The organism is Enhygromyxa salina (genome assembly GCF_002994635.1).
Lineage (GTDB): Bacteria > Myxococcota_A > Polyangia > Nannocystales > Nannocystaceae > Plesiocystis > Plesiocystis salina_B.
Window position 1 is genome coordinate 23,763 of record NZ_PVNL01000124.1, and the last position, 17,569, is coordinate 41,331.

The 17,569-nt window shown below is 62.9% G+C and carries 19 protein-coding genes; 6 read left to right on the plus strand and 13 right to left on the minus strand.

The features are described 5' to 3' along the window. The first annotated feature begins 23 nt into the window (after positions 1 to 23). Positions 24 to 233: a hypothetical protein gene (locus ENSA7_RS32660; RefSeq protein WP_106093323.1), complete on the plus strand. Its 210-nt coding sequence runs from the start codon at positions 24 to 26 to the stop codon at positions 231 to 233. A gap of 383 nt (positions 234 to 616) precedes the next feature. Here ENSA7_RS32660 and ENSA7_RS32665 read toward each other — a convergent pair whose 3' ends face one another. Continuing rightward, positions 617 to 1,258 (minus strand): hypothetical protein, encoded by a 642-nt coding sequence (locus ENSA7_RS32665; RefSeq protein ID WP_146158398.1) that lies wholly within the window; start codon positions 1,256 to 1,258, stop codon positions 617 to 619. Positions 1,259 to 2,264: 1,006 nt separating this feature from the next. Further along, a complete protein-coding gene (locus ENSA7_RS32670; protein WP_146158399.1) occupies positions 2,265 to 4,556 on the minus strand; it encodes a P-loop NTPase fold protein in 2,292 nt (763 codons plus the stop codon). A gap of 55 nt (positions 4,557 to 4,611) precedes the next feature. Here ENSA7_RS32670 and ENSA7_RS42725 point away from each other — a divergent pair, with 55 nt between their 5' ends. Both ENSA7_RS42725 and ENSA7_RS32680 read left to right on the plus strand, forming a co-directional pair. Then, positions 4,612 to 5,205 (plus strand): hypothetical protein, encoded by a 594-nt coding sequence (locus ENSA7_RS42725; protein WP_146158400.1) that lies wholly within the window; start codon positions 4,612 to 4,614, stop codon positions 5,203 to 5,205. After that, positions 5,202 to 5,684 carry a type II toxin-antitoxin system VapC family toxin gene (locus ENSA7_RS32680; protein WP_181234328.1) on the plus strand — a complete coding sequence of 161 codons (483 nt, stop codon included), beginning with the start codon at positions 5,202 to 5,204 and terminating at the stop codon, positions 5,682 to 5,684. The genes ENSA7_RS42725 and ENSA7_RS32680 overlap by 4 nt, the downstream gene beginning before the upstream one ends. 232 nt (positions 5,685 to 5,916) lie before the next feature. Here ENSA7_RS32680 and ENSA7_RS32685 read toward each other — a convergent pair whose 3' ends face one another. The 5 genes from ENSA7_RS32685 to ENSA7_RS32705 form a co-directional block, all read right to left on the minus strand. Further along, complete coding sequence (locus tag ENSA7_RS32685; protein ID WP_106093328.1) at positions 5,917 to 7,275, minus strand: site-specific integrase; 1,359 nt, start codon at positions 7,273 to 7,275, stop codon at positions 5,917 to 5,919. A gap of 9 nt (positions 7,276 to 7,284) precedes the next feature. Then, on the minus strand, positions 7,285 to 7,608 hold the full coding sequence (locus ENSA7_RS44460; protein WP_181234329.1) for a helix-turn-helix domain-containing protein: 324 nt from the start codon (positions 7,606 to 7,608) through the stop codon (positions 7,285 to 7,287). Positions 7,609 to 7,951: 343 nt separating this feature from the next. Next, entirely contained in the window at positions 7,952 to 8,779 is an 828-nt protein-coding gene (locus ENSA7_RS42730; protein ID WP_146158402.1) for a hypothetical protein, read from the minus strand. Between the two features lie 483 nt (positions 8,780 to 9,262). Continuing rightward, positions 9,263 to 9,745 carry a hypothetical protein gene (locus tag ENSA7_RS42735; RefSeq protein ID WP_146158403.1) on the minus strand — a complete coding sequence of 161 codons (483 nt, stop codon included), beginning with the start codon at positions 9,743 to 9,745 and terminating at the stop codon, positions 9,263 to 9,265. Between the two features lie 37 nt (positions 9,746 to 9,782). Further along, the gene (locus ENSA7_RS32705) at positions 9,783 to 10,142 is read right to left on the minus strand and encodes a site-specific integrase (RefSeq protein ID WP_146158404.1); all 360 of its coding nucleotides are present in this window, start codon (positions 10,140 to 10,142) and stop codon (positions 9,783 to 9,785) included. 316 nt (positions 10,143 to 10,458) lie between these two features. On the opposite strand from ENSA7_RS32705, the gene ENSA7_RS32710 reads away from it, so the two are divergent. The 3 genes from ENSA7_RS32710 to ENSA7_RS32720 all read left to right on the plus strand — a co-directional run bounded on the left by ENSA7_RS32710 (position 10,459) and on the right by ENSA7_RS32720 (position 12,635). Further along, entirely contained in the window at positions 10,459 to 10,824 is a 366-nt protein-coding gene (locus ENSA7_RS32710) for a helix-turn-helix domain-containing protein (RefSeq protein ID WP_106093333.1), read from the plus strand. A gap of 68 nt (positions 10,825 to 10,892) precedes the next feature. Continuing rightward, positions 10,893 to 11,702: a hypothetical protein gene (locus ENSA7_RS45535; RefSeq protein WP_244923987.1), complete on the plus strand. Its 810-nt coding sequence runs from the start codon at positions 10,893 to 10,895 to the stop codon at positions 11,700 to 11,702. 78 nt (positions 11,703 to 11,780) lie between these two features. Beyond that, on the plus strand, positions 11,781 to 12,635 hold the full coding sequence (locus ENSA7_RS32720) for a hypothetical protein (protein ID WP_106093334.1): 855 nt from the start codon (positions 11,781 to 11,783) through the stop codon (positions 12,633 to 12,635). Between the two features lie 141 nt (positions 12,636 to 12,776). Here ENSA7_RS32720 and ENSA7_RS32725 read toward each other — a convergent pair whose 3' ends face one another. The 6 genes from ENSA7_RS32725 to ENSA7_RS32745 form a co-directional block, all read right to left on the minus strand. Then, positions 12,777 to 12,986 (minus strand): hypothetical protein, encoded by a 210-nt coding sequence (locus tag ENSA7_RS32725; RefSeq protein ID WP_106093335.1) that lies wholly within the window; start codon positions 12,984 to 12,986, stop codon positions 12,777 to 12,779. Between the two features lie 35 nt (positions 12,987 to 13,021). Beyond that, positions 13,022 to 13,702 carry a hypothetical protein gene (locus ENSA7_RS42740; RefSeq protein WP_146158405.1) on the minus strand — a complete coding sequence of 227 codons (681 nt, stop codon included), beginning with the start codon at positions 13,700 to 13,702 and terminating at the stop codon, positions 13,022 to 13,024. A 3-nt stretch (positions 13,703 to 13,705) separates the two neighbouring features. Next, positions 13,706 to 14,662: a PAAR-like domain-containing protein gene (locus tag ENSA7_RS32730; RefSeq protein WP_106093336.1), complete on the minus strand. Its 957-nt coding sequence runs from the start codon at positions 14,660 to 14,662 to the stop codon at positions 13,706 to 13,708. Between the two features lie 18 nt (positions 14,663 to 14,680). Next, positions 14,681 to 15,730 (minus strand): hypothetical protein, encoded by a 1,050-nt coding sequence (locus ENSA7_RS32735; RefSeq protein ID WP_106093337.1) that lies wholly within the window; start codon positions 15,728 to 15,730, stop codon positions 14,681 to 14,683. Between the two features lie 7 nt (positions 15,731 to 15,737). After that, positions 15,738 to 16,427: a DUF2169 domain-containing protein gene (locus tag ENSA7_RS32740; protein WP_106093338.1), complete on the minus strand. Its 690-nt coding sequence runs from the start codon at positions 16,425 to 16,427 to the stop codon at positions 15,738 to 15,740. A gap of 300 nt (positions 16,428 to 16,727) precedes the next feature. Further along, on the minus strand, positions 16,728 to 17,558 hold the full coding sequence (locus ENSA7_RS32745) for a HEAT repeat domain-containing protein (protein ID WP_106093339.1): 831 nt from the start codon (positions 17,556 to 17,558) through the stop codon (positions 16,728 to 16,730). Positions 17,559 to 17,569: the final 11 nt, after the last annotated feature.

Here is a 17,569-nt window from a genome sequence, read left to right on the forward strand (position 1 = left end):
CACGACTGAGAACGGAAATTCACATGGATGACGAAGCCCTGGACAACCTGGACAAGCACGCACGAGAACTCAGCCACCGGCTCATTGAAGCCGCCAGCGCCGCTGACTGGAGCCCAGATAGCGCCGAGCGGTTCGCTGTGGCGATCACCGAACTCCGAGCGATGTCTACGATCCACGCTGACGCACTCCTCTGGATCCTGTTGTCCGCACACAACACGGGCGCCTCTGCGTGACGCGTCGATCTTGCGCTCGAGGAGGCGGCCGAGCGCTTCGAGGCTGTCCAGGCCGACTATTGCAACCGGTTCCACTGAGCATAGCAGCCGCTCCTCGAAGGCCGGCCCTCGCAGATCGCGGTGGTCGGCTTTCTCGTGGGTCGCTATCACGGCCTCGCAGAAGCGTAGTGGACGCCCTCGCTTGATTCTACCGGTTGTTCGTCAGCGAGATGATCACCGTGCGGCCGCTGGTGGTGGCCGGCCAGCGATGATCACCGTGCGGCCGCTGGTGGTGGCCGGCCAGCGAGAAGTCGCACTTCGAACCATGCCGACAAGTCCGTTTGCGAGCTCGAAACTGAGGGTCATGCGGCCGAGCCTAGCCGACGTGGCTTCCTGCGTCGCCCCTACGTTTCGACCCCACCGAGGCGACTAGCTCGGCCGAGGACTCGGAGCGCGCCGTCGAGTCCGACCGTCTTCGCTAGGACGTTGGTCAGGAACGGCACCACCCGACGCGGTACATCGGCGAACTCGCCGGCGATATCCATGACGGCCAGCAGATCGATTTCTTGGACCACATGCAGTTGAAGCAACGCATCAAAATCCCGATGAGCACACGCGGCGTTACGCCAACGCTTCAACTCCTGACCACGACGGTGCCAGAACTGCTGGGCGAGTGAGTTGATCTCGTTCAATTCAAACTGGGCGCCCGGGTCGATTGCCAGGATAGTTTCGCGGATTGGCATCGTGAACGCCTTCTGACGGATGTCGCCCGCGACCTCGTAGAGCAGCGTGGCCCACTGTCGCGCGACAAGGCTCAGCCGGGCGTGGTCTGACTCATCTGCTCGCAGTGCTTCGATCTTGAGCAGTCCCTGGTCTCGTTCCGAGAGGCATACATAGATTGCCAGGTTGTGGATCCGGACGATGTCGTCGCTTCCTAGTCTCGCAGCGCGCGCGGACTCCATCCGACACGTTTCGATCGTGGCGTCGATGACCTTCCCGACCCTCAGTTCGTTCGCTATTAGGGCTTCTCGTTCTGGCGATAGCATGATGCTGACGCTATCACGGAAGCCAGCGAGGAGAGAACTGCTCGGGGCGTGGCCGTTGTTCGACCAGGCGGAGTTCGGAGATCCGGACGCATGGCGCGATCCCGAGGTTGCGACCCGCTACGTGTCGACGCGAGATCCAGTGGACACCCGCGGTATCCAACCGACGCGCCAAGCGGTCGCCTCGTATCGTCGGCAACCAGTCGATGCCGTGATGCGTCAGGCAGATGGCCTTCTCCCGCGGCGACGATCTGCTGTGCTACCCGCATTGCGCGTAGGGCGCGACATGATCGCGGGACTCGTACCGAAGAGCCAAAAAAAGAAGGCGCAAATCCAAAGCGGACCTTGCGCCTCACTTCTGCTTATGGTACTCTGCGCGGATGTGGCAAATCCGCCACGAAACGGACGTCGCAAGTCCGTCTCAAGTACCAAAGTCAGGAGATTTCGTTGCAAAAAATCAATAACATTTCAGCTCAACCCGCACAACCCGAGTTGCATCTTTTCGGGTGTGATATTTCGCAGCATTCGGAGCTCGTCGAGTGCTGTCACTGTGTACAGCTTCCCGAATCACCGTGCCCGCTGTGTCACGGCTGGGGCTGGCTGCCTAGGTGGATGAACGTCGTTTTCGGTCTGTGCTCAGCACGCGCTACTAGCGCCGAAGACGTGATCGCGGCTGCAGTCGAGGCGAGTCACATCATCTCGATGTATCAGGAGAAGAACGGCGTTCCGCAAAGGGAGTAGCGACCGAGCAAGGCCCGGCGCCGATAGCGGCGCCGGGCCTTGCTGTTTATCGTTTTGGCTGCCTGGGCGGATGAGCAGCGGTCTCGGTGGACACGCTTGGTCCCGCGGACCTTGGCTGGCGCTAGGTGAGCTCCGTTTTGGTTCGGTGATCTGAAGATCGGCACGGAGCGTGACAAGATCGCGGGACGCTCGCCCAGCTGAGGACGCAGGCGCGGCGACTGCCGCCCAGATCGACGCAACTCTTGCGGCGGACCTATCGTCCCTCGTGTCAGTCCTCGCCCAGCACGCGCCGTAATCGCTGCTTCGAGAAGTGACGCTGCATCTTCGCAGGGCGCCCGTCGAGCTCACGAAGGACCGCCTCCAGCCACTCCTGTTCGCGCGTGCTCTTTCGGCGGTGGAAGCGAGCCCACAGCGCGGACGCGAGCGACTCTTGCTCCTGCACATCGAATCCTTCGACTCGATCCGCGAACTCCCGAGGATCAAGCTCGCACAGGATGTCCTCCCTCAGCAAGATAGGATCGAGCGCGCCCGGTTCGACACCCAACGCGCTGCAAAACGCCGCACAGCTGCCGTCCTGGAGTCGATCCCACAAGCGATTGGCTTCCAGCTTGACGCGCGCGGCGACGAATTCCTCAGCCAGGGTTCGAGCGTGGTCTTGAATCGCCGCAAACCCGGCTTCGTCACGGCCCGCGTAGGCAATGCTGTCGTAGGCTTCCAAGATTCGATCGTGTCGAGCCAGACACCTGGCTAGATCGAGGTATGCGGCCTCGTCGAGCCCGTCGAGTCCGCGCTTGGCGAGCGCGACCACCTCGTCGATGTCACCCTCGATGAACCCCTTGGTCACCGCCCAGACTCGCACGCCTGCCACGTGGAGCAGCGCCCCGAACTCCCGACAGTCACCCGCGACGAGATCGTTCCAGGTTCGCTCGAGCAGCTCTTCGAATTGCGCATCCGAGAGCCACGCGAAATTCGCCAACCGCTTCCAGTCGGGCTGGTTCTCGATGTCGATGAACCGAGCTTCGAGCGACCGGTTTAGCTTCGCGGCGTCGAGCTTGCCGGAGAAGACCAGGTCTGACCACCACGCGAGGCTGGGGCAGGGCACCGTGAACGGGTACGCGGGCCCGTACTTCTTCTCGATCTCGCCAATATCCCCCCGTCCACCATCGTCGTCGTCGCGCACGCCTGCGAGCCGTCGGATCACCCCCACGTCGAGCCTGCCAGCGAGCGCTCCCGTGTGAACCTCGAACGCCAGCGGAAACGCCGTGCGCACCAGGCTATCGATCGCGGCCTCGTTGCCTCGTACCTCGTCCGATAGGGCGCCGTGGATCCGCACGAAGTTGCGGACAGCGAATCGCAGGACTCGAAGGTTGTGGTACCCGGACGCGCGAAACGTTCGTGCGATGTCGTCCTTGCGCGAGATCATCAGCGCCCGCGCAGCCTCGGGCTGGCCCGAGATGAAGCTGTCGAGGGCACCGGCGACATCGGGCTGAACGGTCAGCGTCATTTCGATGTTCTTCTCCTTGGTCCGCCGAAATTCGTCGACATCGGCGAATTCGTCATCATTGGCGACGATGAGGAGCTTGGCGCCGCGCTGCTCGACGAAGCCGTTGACCAGCCCCCACAGCTGTCGGGGCGCCATCAAGCTTCGCTCGACGTCATCGACGATGAGGATGCGGCGGTCGATGGCGGAGTCGATCCCGCGCTGCTTGGCGTCGGCGATCAGTCCCGCTGCGGCGTCTGCTCGTCCGCCGACCTTTCCTCCGTCGCCGATGGAGACCGACAGCGCCATGGTGGCCAACGCCTTGACCAACCGCCCGGCGATGGCGATACCCGCGTTCTCAAGCCAGGGATTGAGCTGGACGAGCGCACGCTCGAAGAACTCCTCTTCGCTCGAGACGCCATAGAGACTCACGTACAGGTAGTCGTCGTGGTCGTTCCCGATGACCTTTTCCTTGATGAACCAGGTCTTGCCCACCCCCCACTGGCCATTGACGAGCACGGCGAAGCCCGGCGGACCTGCGATCGTGCTGTAGTAGTCGAGGTAGGACCGGATGTGCTCGTTGGGCACTTCGTGAACCATGGGTCGAGAGGACGGGGCTCGCAGCTTGGACGTCGACGTGGTGCACGTTGTCGATCGCGCCCTGGAGCATCGCCGACTTGGGGCCGACCCGCCAGTCTTGGTCGATCCGCCGCATCGGCCACCAGCTGGCGAGCGCTTGCTCGACGTCGCAGCCTTGGGAGTTCGCACCTTCAGGCACTGCGATGTCCAGCTCTCCAGTTTGACCCGTCCAGGATCATCCGACAAGGGAAGCGCGCTCGATGTCGCATGCAGGCGCTGCAACCTCCAATCGGCAGTCGCGGACAAGCACCGGATCCTCGAGAGTTTCGCGTCGGCGACATTCGCGCACCGACGACGTGGCGAGACTGAGGTATTCTTGTCAAGGATGGAGCATGGGCGCACACCTGAGCTGCTAGTCGAGCTCGACGGCCCAGGCGTTTCGCCGGAGTCAGTGGACGCGAACGTCCTAGTTCGACTGGCGAGTGCGTCTGTCGAGTCCATCGACCGGCTTCTTGACGCGCGGGGCTACGGACCGACACGGCTAGTGGGCGTCCGTGTGATCGACAAATGCGCAGCCATCAGTTTCGGTGTCGACGAAGGACTTGAGCAGCTCGAACCGATGCTTGAGGAGCTACGTCTCGTCGTGGCCTGTGTGAAGCCGGTGCCCCGCGGAGCGGGGGCAGCGGTAGACAACCTACGCAGCGTGTTGCGCAAGGTCCCAGAGGGGCAGCGGGCGTCGGTTCGACTTCACGAGCATGTGGTTGAACTACGGGCGCCGAGCGTGGTCGCGCCGGCCGCGTCAGCGTCAATGGGGTTCCGGTGTCGGCTGATCCGAGCTGGCGGCGTAGAGCCGAAAATCCAGATTTCGACCGCTTTCCAAGACTTGATCTCTGTAACCGTTGGTGACGAGAACGTAGCTCGCGACCTGAGCGCGTACCTCTATCACGACCTCCACATTCAGTTGCGCGCATGGTTCGATGAGAACTTCCGTATCCGACGTGCAAAGTTGGTGTCGTGGGCGCCGATCGATCCTAACTTGGATACCATGGCGGAGCTGGAGCGGTGGGTGAAGAACTGGCCTACGCAAGTTGATGAAGAAATGCCGGGAGAACCTGAGGCTGGGGCCGAATCAAAGGGTGATGGATCGTGATTCTTGACGGCGATCTACCCGCTCGGATAGCGGTGGACACATCTGTGCTGGCCGCCGCATTCGACGAGGACCACAGGATCTTCATCCAATGCCGGCAACTCATCGAGCACATCGTTCAGAGGCAGGTCCTGCTTGTCCCCGCGGCCGCGTTGGGGGAGAGACTCATTTATGGTGACGACAGCTTGCTGACGCTGCCGCGATTGGACATCCTCAGTTTTGACATCCGCGGCGCCAGGTCCATGGCGGATGCCATAGGGAATCGTGCCGGACTTGCCACGAAGGGCTACCCGAAAAAGGTTGTGAAGTTCGATGCGATGATCATCGGAACGTGTCTTGCCCATGGTGTCGAACTACTGATAACCCACGACCGGAAGCAACTCAGCCTCGCCAACCAAGCCGGGTTACGCGCGCGCGATCCTGTGGACTTCTACGCACGCGATCCGCCTAGCCCGCAGGTTGGCTTGTTCGATTCTACGTAAATCACGACGAGCGCATACGTGATCCAGGGGAGATTGTGTCGACGAAGACGGCGCTGAGTTCGCTGGCCGTCTCCAAACTCGTCTCCAAAACCAGAGGTAGATCGCGGAGAACTCGGGAGTGATGCCCGGCGCCCAGTTTCGCGGCCCCCGCGCCTAGTTTCGCCGCCCCGTCTCCAAACTCGTCTCCAAAACCAGGGCGGATCGCGGAGAAATCGGGAGGACTCCCGAGCACTCACCGCATTATTAGAACCTGAGTGATTTCGAGCCCTTGCCTGCGAAAGACGTGCGATATCGCGGGGTTAGGGTGGACACATCTGCCGGGTTCGACTCCCGGCGCCTCCACTACCTTTTCCCCTGTATTTTCAGGGACTTGCTTTGCTACGTAGCAGCTCGCGTAGCAGCCCTCTTTTGCCAGGATCCGACTTGCCAACTCTTTGTAGTTGGAGGTTGGAACCGGGCGGAAGAGGGCGACTGCTTTGCTGCGCGTCGACCAGGGGATCGTCGTGTAGAGGTCGAACGCCGCGCGCGTCGAGCCGCTCGAGTGCGTGACGGGCAGCAGGTGCTCACGCTGGGCGCCGTCGGCCTGGGCCAGCGAGATGAAGGTGCGGCGCGCGTCGTGGAGGCGGCGGTGGGGGATGCCGGCGAGCTCGAGGTCACGCGTGAAGCGTTTGCCGACCTGGTTCTTGGTGCGCATCGTGCCGGCCTTGCGGTGACGGTGCGAGCCGTTGCCGCCGAGTGATCGCGGGCTTGGGATCAGCGGATCATCGGGCTGTGGCGCGTGGCCGATCGCCTGCTCGAAGCCGTGCTCGCGCCAGGCTTGTAGGACCAGCTCGAGCAGCGGGTGCACCGGGACCTCGCGCGGGGTGTCGGTCTTGGTCGAGCTCGCGTAGCTGTGGGCGATCAGCAGCTTTGACGCGGGCTCGGCTGGGATCCAGTGACGCCAGCAGGTCCCCGCGACCTCGCCGAGTCGCAGGCCGGTCAGGAAGCTGATTGTGTAGAGTACGCGGCGATCCGGCGGGATCAGGGGTTCGCTGATCAATCGTATGATCTCGTCGCGCTTGTATAGTGCGGACGATCGCCACTCTGGATCTTTGTCGCCGCTGCGGCCGAGGTGTTTGCGGTGAACGTCGCAGGGGTTTGTCTCGACGATCTCGTCGTCGAGCAAGTCGTTGAATAGCGAGCGGGCCGTGCTGTGAATGTTGCGGATCGTCCGCGGGGCTTTGTCTTGCTCACGCAGGGCCGCGAGCAGCTCCTTGATGTGGGCCTTGGTCACGCCCGTGACGGGGAGCTCGCCGAAGCGGGGGAGGATGTGCAGCCGCAGGTGGCGGGCTTCCTCTTGGTGGCTGCGGATGCCCCGGGCCTTGCGGGCGGCGGTCCATCGATCGGCGTATTCGGCTAGCGTCGGGACTTGGTCCGAGGCGACGTCGGCCTGGCGCGAGGCGATCGCCGCTTCGATCTTGGAGAGCGCTCGGTGAGCGGATCGCTCCTGGCCCTTGCGGTAGGGCGAGCGGCTCACCACTCGCTTGCCGGTGGGGCCCTGGTAGGCCCACCAGAGGTAGGGGGAGTCTTTTCGTGGATAGACAGAACCCATGGCTGGAGACTAACGCAAACCCAGCCTGGCGAGTTCCCGCGCGACGACGAGGTCTTCATCGGGGGTGAGATCGCCGGCGAGATGGGCGTGCAGCTCACTGGCCTTGATAAGCAGCTTGTTGCCCGCACGGCGCTCGCGGAGGGCGCCTGTCTTGATCCACTCGCGGATCGTCGCTGGCGTGACACGGGCCAGCTCGGCGGCCTCTTCGGTCGTCAGGTACTCGAGGGTGGGGTCGGAGGAGGGGAGGGAGCGGCGGACCTCGGCGAGGATATCCTGCTTGACCGCGAGGAGTTCTTCGCGGAGCAGGGTTCGCAGCGTGTCCTCAATGGTCATCGGCCAAGGTGAGGAGGGGAGTATTTCAGGGATGGGGCATTGGGACAAGCTGGCGCGTCGGGTAGTGCTGGGACCCGTCTGGGTGTTGGCTTGGCGTCCTAAATCGGCAATCGCAGACTCCGTCTGCTGCACGGCCAATGTAGATCCAAACTGGTATCCTATTAGTCGACAAGCAACACGGCAGATCCCGAAGTAGCACATCATGCATCCTTGCCAGCCGGTTCGGGCGACACGATGCTTGCGCCGCACCAGTTCTCGATCCTCTTTCTCGCATCAGCTCCGTCGGCCAACCCAGTGCGAGACATCCGCGTCCAGATCAGGGACCTGGCCGCTCATATCGAGATCATTTGGACTTCGTGGATGCAGCATTGGACACTGAAACCTTGGCACAGTTGAGGAACGCTCGGTTGGCGGTAGCCCAGAGTTCCATCGTGTCTCCGCACCGACGGGCACCGGTATCGGTGCCGTTGGCACCAGTGCTCACGGTATCCGTGGTGACCGCACCGGTGTCCGTGGTGACCGCACCGGTGTCCGTGGTGACCGCACCTGTGTTCGTGGTGACGGCATCTGTGTTCGTGGTGACGGCATCTGTGTTCGTGGTGACGGCATCTGTGTTCGTGGTGACGGCATCTGTGTTCGTGGTGACCGCACCGGTGTCGGGCTTCTTACTCATCAGAGCGAGCGATTGATTGCACAATAGAGCTTTGTTGACCGCCTCATAACCTGCGGTCCATTCCTCGTACGCTTTCTGGTGTGCCAACGAATAACTCTCTTCGCTTGGGATCAATGCACCAAGCGTCGTCATTAGTGTACTAGCGGCCGTGAGCCCTCCCACCGTCGCAACCCCGACTTCACGGTCGTCCTCGGGTAGCCCGGACATTCCGATCGCCGTCGTGGTTGCTGTGCCGGCTGCTATCAGAATCGCCCCAGCGATTGTGGTGCCCAATCGAGCATTTCGAGCACTCGCCCTCCCATCCGCCAGCAGGCCTATGTTCCATGAACACTCGCATGCTTGGTGCGCAATCGTCACGGGGACACCGACGAACGCTTCATCGTAAACAAACGAACTCTCGCAGGAATCCTTTCCCTTTTCTCCCATCACTGTGGTCGGCCTATCTAACGAGGAACACCCCGTGTTGAAGGGTATACTAAACAGCAAAATGGCGGTCATGTTTGGGCGCATGGGAGGTCACTGCCGGGGATATGGAACAAACCCCTTCACCTTTGCACTACCTTTGGGAGCTTGTCAACATCCAACTACGCAGCGGCGAGGGTGGGAGGTTGGCGACCTAACCTAACTCAAGCCAAACCGACGGGAAAGGTTGACGGCCTAGCGCGACTTCGCGCTGCTCAGGAAACGTTGGCCGTTCGACACACTCGAGGTTGCACTGCGGCAAAACGACGAGCAACAGCAGTCCTCGTCGCCGGCCACGAGACCCGGCCCGCCCATGGGTCCGTTAGGTCGAACGCAGCGAGCCGGCTTTCGGCGAGCGGTGGCCGGTCCTATTTGGCATACATGAAGGTGCAGATCGGCCACTTGGCCCTGCTTCGCCGGGCCGATGAGCTACGAACCTGCGCCGCGAAGCTCTCCTGCTGCGACGGCCCGATCAGCGTCGCACGCGCTGACTCATGGCCGAGATCGGCGGGTGACTGACTACGACGGTATGTCCGGCTCGTCAGCGCTACCATCAGCGGCCCAGTAAGTCCGATCTGCCTCTTGTTTCGCGTCCCATAGGCGTGCGGCCTCGATCCGCTCACGGATAAGCGCTGCATCCCAAGCGTGTCCGCGCTCCTCAAGCCGGTCGGCGATTACCGTGCCGTCGTCCCAGGTCAACAGCATCGAGACGCCTGCGACTTCAAGCCATATGGTCGTACCCGACCCACGATCGGCCCTAAAGATGCCACCGTTTTCGAGCACTCTCATCCAGTACCTTTGAACCCACTGTTTAGCGAGTTCAGAATAGACGGAATTCATGAAGTTTTTGAGGTCTGGGGCTGATGCCTCATCCTCGCCACTAACGACATGAGTGACAGCCAGCCCGACGACGAGGAGTGTATATTCTCGGCCACCCGGGACTCGTCGCACTGCAACCGGCTCGTGGTCGCGGTAGTGCGGGAGGCGTAGATGCTTGTTCAACCCGTGATGTTGATTGCCCATTGCAGACCTTCCGGCGCTAGTCAGTGTCCAACCCCGCAATTACCTCCCTAACCTCGTCCGACTCGGTCGGGTCCGCGTGTCCCTCGGCGCGATGCCACGCTCGGATCCCTGCGACGTAGCGGCCCATCGTGACGGCGGCGCGATCTCGCGCCAGCTCTTTGAGCCAAGCGGCCACCAGCTCCGGCGCGACCGGGCAGTCCGGCGACTCGTCTTGAGCCCGCAGCCAGTTGCGCAGGTTGGCGATCTCCTGGCGGTAGGTCCCGCCCAGCGGATCCTCGGCTGACGTCAACCCCTGCGCCCGCGCAACCATGTCGGCGAGCGAGCCAAGCTCGGCGTTGAGGCCGGCGCCCATCTCCGCCAGCTCGGCGGGGGACATCTCGGCGAGTTTTACGAGCCGGCGTCGAATCTGGTCCATCAGCGCCTGCGCTCGCCTGGCCACTCCCGACACGAGGAGCAGCGTACCCGTCCCAGAGTACGGGTCTAGGTCGCCTTGCACAACCCTCCACATCTTACTAAATTCATGATAGTAGAAGAAAGACGGGATCAGTGGGTCGAGCCATGTTCAGCAACGACGCAGCCAACCAGACCGTGGATCGCAGGGTCCGCCGTGTCCCCGAGCAGGCATCCGATGTCCTCGTGGATCACCGCGGACTCGTCTCCATCAACTCGCGAGTGGATGAGGAGGTGTCCTCGTGAGCGACCAGCAAGCCGCCGAACAACCGGCGCGAGTCGAGTCCGATCGCCGCTTCGGTCGGCACGTGAAGTCGTGTCGGCGTGCCCGCGGGCTGACGCAGGAAGCACTCGCCGAGCGCTCCCAGCTCTCGCCCGACACGATCCGACGACTGGAGAGAGGCACATTCTCGCCGTCGCTCGACGCGCTGCGCAAGCTCTGCATGGGGCTGCAGATGCAGCTCTCCGCCTTGTTCGACAGCTTCGACCTCGGTGAACGCGAAGCCGCGCGGGAGCTGGGCGATGCGCTCGCGGGCGTGACCCCCGAAGTGCAAGAGGCGTTGTTTCAGCTCGTGGCCGTGCTCCGGCGGCAACGGGGCGACGACTGAGCGGGGACGACTACCTCGACCTCGCCGAAGCCGTCGAGCGGGGCGCGGTTGCGGGCGACGGCGGACTCGTGCCCGGCGTGCTGGGTGCGCGCTACACGATCGGGCTCAGCTCGTGGGAGAGCATGATCGACGAGCTGCTCGCCCAGCTCGCGGCCGATGCGGGTTCGACTCGCAAAGCGCTGGTCCTGCTCGGCGTCCCGGCGGACCTGCTCGACGCGTGGGTCCAGGGTCCGACGGTCGGCACCGACGCGACCGCAGTATGGTTCGCAGCTCTCCGGCCCGACGCGGTGCGACGCGTCGGGCTCACGCTCAGCGTGCGAACCCTCCGCGGCGATGACTACCTCGATCTGGTCGAAGCGGCCGGCGACATGGCGATCGCTGGCGATGGCGCCCTCGACCCGGCTCGACTGCGCCGCCGCTACACGATCGACCGCGGGCCGTGGTTGCGCATGGTCGCCGATCTGCTCGGCCAAGTCGTCGGGGATGCTGGATCGATCGAGCGAGCGTCGGCAGTGATCGCCGTGCCGCGCGACAGCTTGACCATCTGGGTTTGCTGGCTGCTGTCGCGTGGCTCGTGCGACGCGGCGTGCTCACGCTGGCCCGTCGCTGCGGTCGGCGACCTACCCGACGCCGCCGCGTATCTCGACCTGGCCGAAGCCGTCGAGCGTGGCGGCGTCACGGGCGACAACGCGATCGACCTGCCCAGCGTGCGCGACTTCTATGTGGTTCAGCTCGACAGCTGGGATCGCATGGCGGCCGACCTGCTCGGCCAGGTCGTCACCGACGCCGGCTCAGTCCGCAACGCCGCGAAGCTGCTCGAGGTCCCTCGCTCGACCCTGAGTGCCTGGAGGCGGCGAGGAAGGGGGGCCAAACCATGACGGGCGCAATCGGGCTGCTCGAGTCTGCGCCCGAAGTCGATCTCGACGTGCTGCACCCGACCTGCGACCATGGCTCCCATGTTGAGTCTCCGCGTAGCCACATCATGTCTCGTCAGTGTCGTGCTCTGGGGCTGCGGAGATGACAGACCGGACCACTACGTGGGGCCACCCCTCGAGCGGAAGGACATGTGGGCGAAGCCGGCGCCGGAAACCGCGGGCCCGCAGACACTCACCAAGGGTCTCGCGTGCACGCAGTTCGAGGCCACCGCCGAGTTTGAAGACGGCCACCTTCACGTCGATCTCAAGACCGACCTACCCGAGGACGTCGAGGTCAGCATCACAGTGACCCGCGACTACACTGAGGTCGGAAGCGAGGAGACCTACTCGCTCGACTACTTGGATGACGACAGCAAGGTCGCGGACTGGACAACTGGCCGAGACTTCGATCTCTCCAACACGGCCGCCCTCGAGCGCTTTGAAGAAAAGCGTGAGGAGTGGGCGGCCATGGGTATCGACAAGGAGATCAACAGGTTCAGTCAGGCGATCGAAGTCTGGATGTTGATCCGGCTCAGCGAGCCAAAAACTTCGGGTACCTGCAAGCTAAGCGAGAGCGGGGACCTCGAACAGACCTGGGAGTTCAAGTACCCACTTGCTGCCAAGCTCAAACCCGTTCAGACCCTAAACCCTGAGGGCTTGGTCAAGGGGGACCGCTTCCGGCTCACCCAAGAGACACCATTGATGCCGTCGCCAGACCCGGCCGATCCCATGGCAGCGCTGGCTCAGGTCGTCATGGTGCCCGCTAAATCCTTGGTCGAGGTCAGGTCCGTTAGCGAGGTCAAGGGCAGCAGGTGGTACGCGGTCAACGTGAACAAGAGCCGCGGGTGGTTCAACAGCACCGCACTCATCGGGCAGGATCTCAAACGTTCGAAGTGAGCGGCGCCAGCTCGCTGCGCGCCTCTGCTGCCGGGTACGGCAGCAGAGGTCGGTTTATGATTGCCGTCGACGATTGCTTCGACGGGTCGAAGCGGCGGGACGGGCTCGGCCCGTTCGTCCACAAAGTCAAGCTCTTCGACCCTATTGATGGCACAACGAGTCGCGGCGCAGGTGGTCGGCGTAGAGCCTGATCGGGCAGACGAGACCGGTGGTGCGGACGAGACCGCCGTAGCCCAGGAAGCCAAACTGGTGCCGCTCAGTGAGTAGATCGATGGCATCAGCCAGCAATAGTGCGTCCGGGTTCATCGGTACGCTGGTCGCGACGATTGCAGTCTTCAGATAGTCGAACATCGTTTCCTAAGATGGTTGCTCACTGTGTAGGCGGGCTAGCCACGATCGACGGTTGGCGCGAGAAAAGGGAACAGCACGTAGCCTGCTATCGAAACCTTGACTTCTTCCGCACGAGGGCCGGCGAGGCTGCAAGCTCGTTCGTGGCTCATTAACTTGGAAGATACAGCCACAGACAGATCGCCTAGCTTTGGATCGCTTGCGATTCGTTTGACCGCTACCTCGGCGTTGCGAAGCGTCGGCACGGGGGCGCGGTTGTGGTTCTCCTCATCGTAGATCGAAAGGTCGAATCCGCCGGCTTCACACACGGCCAATTGCATAGCCGAGAGATTCGCGGCTGCTTCGGGTGACCCGATGCGATAGTCGGCCGCTACACTCGACTCTAGATAGCTCATCGTCCACTGGAGATCTGGAGCCCTGAAAACGTTGACGTAGACCTCGGCTGCGGTGTTTCGTCCGAGCCCATCGAGTAGTGCATGAGAAACGTACTCGAGCCCGACTCCCCACCAGGAACCCGCAATCCTCGCCACTTCTGGCAAAGAGCCGACGGCGGCGAACTCTGTGGTTTCGACCGTTGGCCAACCGTTGTGAGCAAATAGCTGGACTGCAGATCCGGTGAAAGTCAGGCCGCAGCCGGGGAGAGTATCGTCGATTTGATGAAGAAGCTCAACCAGATCGAGGCGAGTTTGTGAAAACCTTGCTTCAAATGAGTAGCCCATGAGTCAGACCTTGATGATACGGATTGCCATGCCAGCAATCTCACCGAGACGAGTGATTTGGGCGGATAGGAAATCGCCGCCTCCGCTAGCCGGAACTTTGTAAATGATCGCGCTCGCGCCACCTTGTTTGACAGCCTGGATATTCCGCCCTAGTTGTCGCGCATCCTGCATGCTCATCTCGTTCTTGCACTTGACTTCGACCACCTGCGGAGGGCCTCCGTTGGGGTCGTCGTGAAGTTGGTCACCTTCACGCTCGATGTCGCACTCCGAACACCTCCAGAAGACTTTCTCCTCGTGAGGGTCTTGGCTCAACTGAGAACTCCTTGTCAGATCGCCGGCCGCCTTGTTATGCGCGGCAGCTGCGGCTTCGAATCGCGGGCCCACTCGTGGGTGCGACGCTGCTTCGTCGATCTTCTGGCTCATCCGCTTTTTGCCGCTGGCCTCGCGGTGAACCCAGGTGTGGTTGAATGAGTTGGTACACTCCGTTGTCGTATTACCGGCCTGCTCAGGATACATCATCGCTTGTGCGAGTTGCATGATGCCTGCCGCCGTAGCTGCGTTGGGCGGACTGCCGCTCGGCCCACAATTGTTGACCATGGGATCACTCAACAATTGAATGTTCTTGCCCTCCGCCTTGACATCCAGCGAACCCGGACCAACAAATTTCGCCGGCCCATCTGTGTTGGCCGAGACCACACCCCCGCCGGTACCCTTGGACGCCGCGTCGCCCTGGGATCCGAAGCTCGCACCCTTGACCGCGATCGTCTTGCCCTCGATCTTCACGTCCTTGGTGAAGCCCTTTGGCTTCGTCCCGCTCTTGGCAATATTGGGCAGCGGTGTGGGCACGAAGGGCGCGGGCGGACCCGGCATCTTGCAGACGTTGGGGAGGGTCGCGGCCGCGATGCCGTTGCTGCCCGCGGTCACGGGGGTCTTGGGAGAATTGACGCTGACGCTGGACATGGGCTCGTGCGCTCCAGTTTAGACAGATGGTGCCTGCAAGACGACCGCGCTTCGCAGGCCGCCGAATGAGCCGGCCCAGGCCATCGCTAGCGGCCCGCTCGCGTATCCGCGGGCCCACGCCCGCACGGCGAGGGCCGACAGCAAAGAGCCCGTCGCGGCGCCGGTGTCCCCCCACGCGCTGGTCGGCGCGATGTAGCGGGTCCCGTCGACGAGCCGGGCGTGGGTGTGCAACATCGTGAACGCCCACTCCTCGCTGCGATAGCGCTCACCGTTGATGTCGCACAATACATCGTTGATTCGCTCCTGGGGCGGTTGCAGGCCGCGGGTCGCGGTGTTGATCGCGTCGGCGAGGGCGGTGCCAGGAGTGGCCGGGGTGACGTTGGAACGATCGGCTGCGATCGTCGAGTGCCAGCCTCGCACCGTGGCGAGTGAGGGGAGCCCGAGCGCGCGCAGGGCCATGGCGCTGCCGACAGCGGTGAACGCGGCCGCTTCACCAGGAATGAAGCCCGCCCGCGAGTTGCCGGCAAGCAGCCTGCGCTTGTCGAGCCAGTTGAGCACCGGACCATCGAAGTAGCTGTCGACGCCACCCACGATGCACAGCTCGAGCGCGCCGGCTTCGATCTGTTGTGTGGCGAGCCCGAGCGCATGCAGGGCGCCCGCGTGGCCGTGGCCGACTACCTGTACGTGAGGCGCTGCCACGCCCGGCGCCTGCGTTGCCGTGAGGCCATGTACAACCGCGTCGCTGTCGTGGTTGGCCCAGCCAGGTCGCAGCTCTGGCAGCGCCAGCAACACGGCCACGGAACCGTTTATCTGCACGTTCGCGCTGAGCTTGGTGAAGACCTCCGTGAGCGCGGGGCGGCTGAGCGCGAGCAACCGCTGCGCGCCATTGAGTGCGAGGTCGAGCTGGGCGTCGATGCAGCCGTAGACGGGTTCGCCGTGGCGGTCGAGCAGCACGGGATGTTCGGTGATACGCGAGATGCCCGCCCGGACGGCGGCGGCGGAGGTCTCGGCCAACAGGCCGACCGGCGTTCGGGCCCCGATCGCGCAAATGTGCGCTGTTGTCGTCATGAGCGGCTCACGTGACCTCGATGATGGTCTTGTCGAGATAGTCGATCTTGTCGGGCTCGACGGCCAGGCTGGAATGCCATACCACGATCACCCGCGAGTCCTCGGCGTCGACCACCACGCTCGCGATCTGACCGACATGCTCCCGGGCCCTGCGTCCGAACAGGCTACGGAATGTGACTACATGGCCAGGGACCTCAAACGACAGCGCGCCACTCGGAGTCATGTTGACCAACTCGATGCGCTCGCCGCCAATGAGCCACTGCCCCGGTGGGCGCTGGTCTTGGGGGGAACATGACAAGCAGCGTGGGTCATAGTCGTCGGGCAGCAGCGGGCGCTTGGTTTGCTCCCAGTGTTGGCCGTAGGTTCCTGCGAGATCGAGCCGTGGTGACCAATAGCTGGCCAGCGCGCCGAATCCCGCGGGACCGCTGCGTACCGGGCTCGCGCCTGGGTATTCGATGCGGTGGGCCGGCTTGCCGCGAAGGGCTGCCAAGGAGTTGGCCTCGCCTCGGCCGATCGGGTTCCTGGGATCGAGTCGCTGTCGCTTGGGGTCTGGATCCGCGGTATCCGTGCCACCAAACGCGAGTTCGTAGCGGATCGGACACGACGTGAACTCGGCCGGGGAGCTGGTGCCCAACTGCACGATCCCGTCATAGCTGCGTTCGCCGAATACCGTGAGCACCTTCGCACGACCGTTGATCCGTGTACGTCACCGATGCCCATCGAGTGCGGTGACCGTCCTGGGTCGTGTAGTCGTCCGCGACGATCAGCGGTGGCGGGTGGATAGTCGGCGACGACGAGAGCGCCAACGCCAGAACTGTGTTGGTGATCATGAAAAAAAACTAGAGGCAGTCGGAACCGCGACAAGCGGCAAAATCTTCGGCTCGTAGGGCCGCCGCGCTCGACTTCATGCAAACGATGCGCGTCGCCGCGCTGCCTCAGGTTTTGGGTCACCTCGCGCAGCTGCGTCCGATCACTCACCTGTGTCGGAGAATCTCCTTCATGGCACGCGGTGACCAAAAAAGTAGCGAACACCCGGCTGGAAGTTCTCGACTTGCGGGCTGTCCAGAAAATCCTCGACGATAGCCATGGCGGGCAACGGACAAAACCCACGGTTCTCATAGAACGCGGTGCAGTCGATGCCTGTCATCGCCTCAAACTTCCGGCGGAGGTCGATTGGGAAATAGACGGGCTTCTTCGCGTAGTGATGCATGAGCTTGGCGAGTGAGCGGACATCGAGTAGTCCCCCGCGAAGCACGAGTGCGTCCTCGCTTCCAAGGCGTTCGGCCAGGTCTCGCCACGTGCGCTCGATGACCTCGCGGTAGCGGGTCATGCCGCCGCACTCGTCCGGAGCAATGGGAATCGAATAGTCTCCCGGGTCGAGCATATCGGCGATATCGATAGGAATGATCTCTGCGTCACCATTCTCCTGGTTGGCCTCAAATGCATCGAGAAGGAGAGGGATGTCGCCGAGGCGACCTCGTTTACTCAACGCATCACAAATCGAAAATGTGAACTCGTAGTTTTCGTTCAGACGCATCACCTCGATTAGCTCTGGGTAGCAGGCAGTCGGACCGGCGTCGCCGAGAATCTGGGCGCAGGCATGGTCCAAGACGCCGTCGATCTCCTTGTCTGCGACCTCCAAGAGCCGGGGGACGTTCGTGAGGTTTCCATGCTTCGCTTGCTCGAGCGCAACCGCCAGGGCGTACCAGGGCTGCTTGCGTGGGTTCTGAGGAAACGTCGCCCCCGCTGGGGGGCGCCGGCACCCGAAGTAGCCGTTGCCCTCCCACTTGAATCCGTCGAACTCGTACTTCTTGTCGTGCGGTGACATCTGTACCTGCT

Coding starts and splice junctions, on each gene's coding strand:
- ENSA7_RS32660 (WP_106093323.1), top strand. CDS start 24: ATGGATGACGAAGCCCTGGACAACCTGGACAAGCACGCACGAGAACTC.
- ENSA7_RS32665 (WP_146158398.1), bottom strand. CDS start 1,258: ATGCTATCGCCAGAACGAGAAGCCCTAATAGCGAACGAACTGAGGGTC.
- ENSA7_RS32670 (WP_146158399.1), bottom strand. CDS start 4,556: ATGGACTCGACAGACGCACTCGCCAGTCGAACTAGGACGTTCGCGTCC.
- ENSA7_RS32685 (WP_106093328.1), bottom strand. CDS start 7,275: ATGGGTTCTGTCTATCCACGAAAAGACTCCCCCTACCTCTGGTGGGCC.
- ENSA7_RS44460 (WP_181234329.1), bottom strand. CDS start 7,608: ATGACCATTGAGGACACGCTGCGAACCCTGCTCCGCGAAGAACTCCTC.
- ENSA7_RS42730 (WP_146158402.1), bottom strand. CDS start 8,779: ATGACCGCCATTTTGCTGTTTAGTATACCCTTCAACACGGGGTGTTCC.
- ENSA7_RS32705 (WP_146158404.1), bottom strand. CDS start 10,142: ATGTCCCCCGCCGAGCTGGCGGAGATGGGCGCCGGCCTCAACGCCGAG.
- ENSA7_RS32720 (WP_106093334.1), top strand. CDS start 11,781: ATGTTGAGTCTCCGCGTAGCCACATCATGTCTCGTCAGTGTCGTGCTC.
- ENSA7_RS32725 (WP_106093335.1), bottom strand. CDS start 12,986: ATGTTCGACTATCTGAAGACTGCAATCGTCGCGACCAGCGTACCGATG.
- ENSA7_RS42740 (WP_146158405.1), bottom strand. CDS start 13,702: ATGGGCTACTCATTTGAAGCAAGGTTTTCACAAACTCGCCTCGATCTG.
- ENSA7_RS32730 (WP_106093336.1), bottom strand. CDS start 14,662: ATGTCCAGCGTCAGCGTCAATTCTCCCAAGACCCCCGTGACCGCGGGC.
- ENSA7_RS32735 (WP_106093337.1), bottom strand. CDS start 15,730: ATGACGACAACAGCGCACATTTGCGCGATCGGGGCCCGAACGCCGGTC.
- ENSA7_RS32745 (WP_106093339.1), bottom strand. CDS start 17,558: ATGTCACCGCACGACAAGAAGTACGAGTTCGACGGATTCAAGTGGGAG.